This is a genomic window from Nonomuraea sp. NPDC049784 (assembly GCF_040659615.1).
GTDB lineage: Bacteria > Actinomycetota > Actinomycetes > Streptosporangiales > Streptosporangiaceae > Nonomuraea.
Map to the genome: position 1 here is coordinate 1 of NZ_JBFAMX010000762.1, position 4,191 is coordinate 4,191.

Annotated in this window: 6 protein-coding genes; 1 reads left to right on the forward strand and 5 read right to left on the reverse strand. The window is 72.7% G+C overall.

Translation table 11 applies throughout. The features are described 5' to 3' along the window. The first annotated feature begins 136 nt into the window (after nucleotides 1-136). The gene (locus tag AB0J09_RS57895; RefSeq protein ID WP_360711589.1) at nucleotides 137-1,003 is read left to right on the forward strand and encodes a hypothetical protein; all 867 of its coding nucleotides are present in this window, start codon (nucleotides 137-139) and stop codon (nucleotides 1,001-1,003) included. Here AB0J09_RS57895 and AB0J09_RS57900 read toward each other — a convergent pair. The 5 genes from AB0J09_RS57900 to AB0J09_RS57920 form a co-directional block, all read right to left on the reverse strand. Further along, on the reverse strand, nucleotides 996-1,349 hold the full coding sequence (locus AB0J09_RS57900) for an MmcQ/YjbR family DNA-binding protein (RefSeq protein WP_360711592.1): 354 nt from the start codon (nucleotides 1,347-1,349) through the stop codon (nucleotides 996-998). The genes AB0J09_RS57895 and AB0J09_RS57900 overlap by 8 nt on opposite strands. Before the next feature lie 10 nt (nucleotides 1,350-1,359). Further along, nucleotides 1,360-1,776 (reverse strand): CBS domain-containing protein, encoded by a 417-nt coding sequence (locus tag AB0J09_RS57905; protein WP_360711594.1) that lies wholly within the window; start codon nucleotides 1,774-1,776, stop codon nucleotides 1,360-1,362. A gap of 54 nt (nucleotides 1,777-1,830) precedes the next feature. Further along, nucleotides 1,831-3,336 (reverse strand): pyridoxal-dependent decarboxylase, encoded by a 1,506-nt coding sequence (locus tag AB0J09_RS57910; RefSeq protein ID WP_360711597.1) that lies wholly within the window; start codon nucleotides 3,334-3,336, stop codon nucleotides 1,831-1,833. Continuing rightward, entirely contained in the window at nucleotides 3,329-3,949 is a 621-nt protein-coding gene (locus AB0J09_RS57915; RefSeq protein ID WP_360711600.1) for an XRE family transcriptional regulator, read from the reverse strand. Before AB0J09_RS57915 ends, AB0J09_RS57910 begins: the two co-directional genes overlap by 8 nt. A 7-nt stretch (nucleotides 3,950-3,956) precedes the next feature. Continuing rightward, the coding region (locus tag AB0J09_RS57920; protein WP_360711603.1) for a peptide deformylase at nucleotides 3,957-4,191 on the reverse strand (235 nt) is incomplete at its 5' end.

A 4,191-nucleotide genomic window follows, 5' to 3' on the forward strand; every position in this document is an offset into this window, starting at 1 on the left:
CCCCGGAGTCGAGCGCGGCGGCGATCCACTTCTGCACGACGCGCAGCCGCCGTTCCAGGGACGAGCCCGGCACATCGTACGCGTCATGCCATCCCACCCAATCCATATCACCCATGATCGTGATAGTGGTACAGGGGTGGCGGAGCAAGCAAGCGCGCTGGGCCGGGTGCTGAGGCAGGCCGGCGGGCAGGAAATCCTCGACGTCCTGGCGGAGCGCCTGTCCGGCGCCGATCTCACCACGCTGCTGCTGGAGGTGACGCGGCGGCGCGCGGGCGCGCTGGCCCCGGCCGACGTGCTGCGCCGCTACGGGCACGACCGGTTCGTCGCCCCGGCGCGTGTTCCGTTCCGGCGGCTGCGGCGTGCGGAGGACGCCGTGCTGTCGGCGGTGCCCGAAAGCGTCGAGCTGATCACGCTCGCCCCGGTGACCCCGCTCGGCACGCACTCGGCCGTGGGGCCGGTGGACCAGAACAAGGTGGTCTCCACCATCAGGAACAGCGAGGTCGCCGCCGACCCGACCAACGCCCTCGCCCTGGAGGCGGCGCTGCGCCGCCGCGCCTCACCCGACGTCGTACGGCTGGCCACCCTGCAACGCGTCGTACGCGCCCAGCACTTCGAGGGCGCCGCCCACTACGCCCACTTCACCCTGTTCGCCCTGGTCACCGCCGGGCGGGACACCGGCGACCTGGCGTTCGAACGGCAGCACGCGGCCGAGCACCTGGCCATCCTGGCCGACGCCGTACGTGCCTGCGGGGTGAAGGCTCCCGAGGCCCGGGTCACGGTCCTGGACGAGCGCTTCGACCGTGTGGCGGCCGGATTGGACGTCGTCCCCGACCCGGGCCGGGAGAGCGGGCGCGGCTACTACACCGGGCTGTGCTACAAGATCCACGCGGACGGGGTGGAGGTGGGCGACGGCGGGTTCGTCGACTGGACGGCCCGCCTGCTCGGCAACCGCAAGGAGCGCCTGCTGATCAGCGCCCTGGGCATCGACCGCCTGGCTACGTGACCCGCGCCTGGGCCTCCTGTTCCAGGCGCACCTTCTTCGGCACGCACATCCGCCACGCCTCCAGCACCAGCTCACGCATCTCCGGCACGTCGATGGCGGCCACGCGCGCCACCACCCAGTTGAAGCGCATGTCGGACTCCCTCGGCATGAGGAACTTGTCCGGCTCGGCCGCCACCAGCGCCGCGCGCTCCTCCTTCGGGAATCCGAAGCCCATCAGCGTCTCGTCATGCGAGAACGCGACATAGACGATCTTGCCTACGCGGAACTTCACCCGGTCCCGGATGAGGTGCTCGGACGAGCGCGGAAGCGTGCGCGCGAACTGCCGTACATCGTCGACTGTGACCACGCGGCAAACGTTACTGGTTGCCCTCCGCCGCGGAAATGTCGGCGAGCGCCGAGTTGGGGTCGCGCTCGAGGGCCAGGTCGCCGAGGCTGACGATGCCGACCGCGCGGCCGTCCTCGAGCACCGGCAGGCGCCGCACGGCGTGCGACCGCATGAGCCTGACCGCCTGGTCGATGGTGGTGTCGGGATCGACGGCCTCGACGTACGGGCTGCACGCCTCGCGTACCGGCGTCTGGGGGGACTTCCCGGCGGCGACCACGCGCACGGTGATGTCGCGGTCGGTGATGATGCCCTGCATGCGCCCGTTGTCGTTGACGATCACGGCGCCCGCGTCGTTGTCGCGCATCAGGACCGCCGCGACGGACACCGGCTGGTCTGCCTCAACCGTCGCGGGGCGGGACGTCATTACGTCCGCAACAGTTTTCGCCATCGGAAGTCCTCCTGTCGTTGGTTCGGCGGACCCCTACCCGGGCGGATGAGCGATTCACATGGCGTACAGCGTCTTGGCCGCCAGGCGGATCTCGTCGAGCAGGACGGCCAGGTCGCGCTCGGTGGTGTCGGGGTGGAGGAAGCAGGCCCGCAGCGCGTCGCGGCCGCCCAGCCGGGTGCCGGTGATGAACGCGTTGCCGCGCGCCTGCACCGCGCCCGGGATGGCTCGGTTGACGGCGTCCAGCCCATCGTGCGGTCCTGGCAGGTAGCGGAACGCGGTGATCGAGGTGGCGACCGGGGCGAGCAGCTCGAAGTCGTCCGCCTCCTCGACCATGGCGGCGAGCGTGCGGGCCAGCCCTGCCGTATGGTTCACCAGCCGCGTGACGCCGGACCGGCCCAGGTGGGACAGCGTGGCCCAGGTCTTCAGCGCGCGGAACGGGCGGGTCTGCTCCGGTCCGTACTCGGAGAACCACCCCAGATCGCCCGCGTTGTCGTCGATCAGGTACGACGGCACCAGGCTGAACGCAGCCCGCGCCGCCCCCGGGTCGCGCAGCAGCGCGCAGCCGCAGCCCACCGGGACGCCGAGCCACTTGTGCGGGTCCAGGGCCAGCGAGTCGGCCCGATCGAGGCCCGCGTAGTGCGGCGCCGCGCCGTCGGCCAGCACGCCGAGCGCGCCGTACGCGCCGTCCACGTGGAACCAGAGCCCGTGCTCGGCCGCCACGTCGGCGATCTCGCCTAGCGGGTCCACCGCGCCGGAGTTGACGGTGCCCGCGCTGCCCGCCACGCAGAACGGCCGCAGGCCCCTCTCGAGGTCCTCTTTGATCATGGTACGGAGGGCGCCCACGTCCATCCGGTACGCGTCGTCCACGGGGACCGTGCGGACCTGCCGCGCTCCCAGGCCGAGGAGCTGGGCGGCCTTGTGCAGGCAGCTGTGGCCCTCCTCGGTGACGTACATGACCATGGGCGGCCGTCCGGACAGGCCCTCCTCGCGGGCGTCCCAGCCGTCGGCGAGCGCCGCCTGCTGCCGGGCGGTGGCCAGGCAGATCACGGTGGCCATGGACGCGCCGCTGGTCAGCAGCCCGCCGCCGGGCGGGTGCGGGAACCCGGCCAGCTCGGCCAGCCACCGCACCACAGCGCGCTCCAGGTGCGGGCCCGCGTGGTCGCCCCCGGCGCAGCTCGGGTTCAGGGCGGCGGCCAGCGGCTCGACGAGCACGCCCGCGGGGTTGGGCGGGGAGTTCACCCAGCCGAAGAAGCGGGGGTGGCCGTTGCCCATCGGGTACGGCAGCACGCGCGTACGGGCGTCTTCGAGCAGCTCGTCGAGCGCCCGCCCGCGCTCGGGCAGCTCCTGGCCGCTCAGCCAGGCCCGCTCGTCGTCCGGCACGGGCCGCCACACGGGCCGCTCGCCGAGACCCGCCAGGTGCTCGGCCGCGATCGCCGCCGCCGCGGCCCCGGCTTCGCGCAGGTCGCGCCCTGCCACGTCGGCCACGCGAGTGGCGTGCGCGGTCGAGCCGGCGGGGCGCCGGTCCTGGGCGGTCGTGTCGGTGGGGTGGAGGTCAGCCATCGGGCGATTCCTTCCAGGATTCGTGCTGTCCGGCGCCGCCCAGCTCCATCGCGAGGTAGTAGACGCAGTCGGCGGCGCCGTCGTTGGCGAAGGCGTGGCGGCAGTCGCCCGGGTAGTAGACCGCGTCACCGGCCCCCAGCTCGTACGGCCTGCCGTTGATCGTCAGCCGCAGCCTGCCGCGCTCGACCGCGAGATACTCCCGCGACCCCGGCGCGTGCGGCGCGAACTCGCCCGCGTCCACGCCGGGCCCGATGGTCGTCCGCATGAACTCGAACTCCACGTCCGCCAGCACCGGCGACAACACCCGCCGCTCCCAGCCCGACGGGTCGCGCAGCACCCGCTGCTCCTCGAGGCGCAGCACCCGCATGGCCGAGTGCGCGGGCTCGTCGAGAAGCCGGCCGATCGACGTGCCGAGCGCCGTGGCCAGCCGGTCGAGCACCAGCACCGTGGGCGTCTTGGCGCCCCGCTCGACCTCCGAGATCATGCTCCGGCTGATGCCGCTCAGCGCGGCCAGCCGCTCGACGGTCAGCCCGCGCGCCCGCCGCTCCGTGCGGATCCGCAGCCCCAGCTCGGCCATCGACAGGCCGCTCGACAGGACCCCTTCGCCTTCCATGTATCCACTATAGCGGCGTTTTGTCCGCAATAGCGGAATGTGTCTCCTTGTACGCGGCCAGCACCTGCTTGCGGCGTTTGGCCGGAAGGCGGTCGATGTACAGGTAACCGTCGAGGTGATCGGTCTCGTGCTGGAGGCAGCGGGCCAGTAGCCCCGTGCCGTGGACGGTGACGGGCTCCCCGTCGGCGTCGAACCCGTGCACGGTGGCGTGGTCGGCCCGGGGGAGCGGCGCGTACTGGCCG

Excerpts from the sequence above, each read along its gene's own strand:
- AB0J09_RS57910 (WP_360711597.1), bottom strand. The coding sequence starts at position 3,336 with ATGGCTGACCTCCACCCCACCGACACGACCGCCCAGGACCGGCGCCCC.
- AB0J09_RS57905 (WP_360711594.1), bottom strand. The coding sequence starts at position 1,776 with ATGGCGAAAACTGTTGCGGACGTAATGACGTCCCGCCCCGCGACGGTT.
- AB0J09_RS57915 (WP_360711600.1), bottom strand. The coding sequence starts at position 3,949 with ATGGAAGGCGAAGGGGTCCTGTCGAGCGGCCTGTCGATGGCCGAGCTG.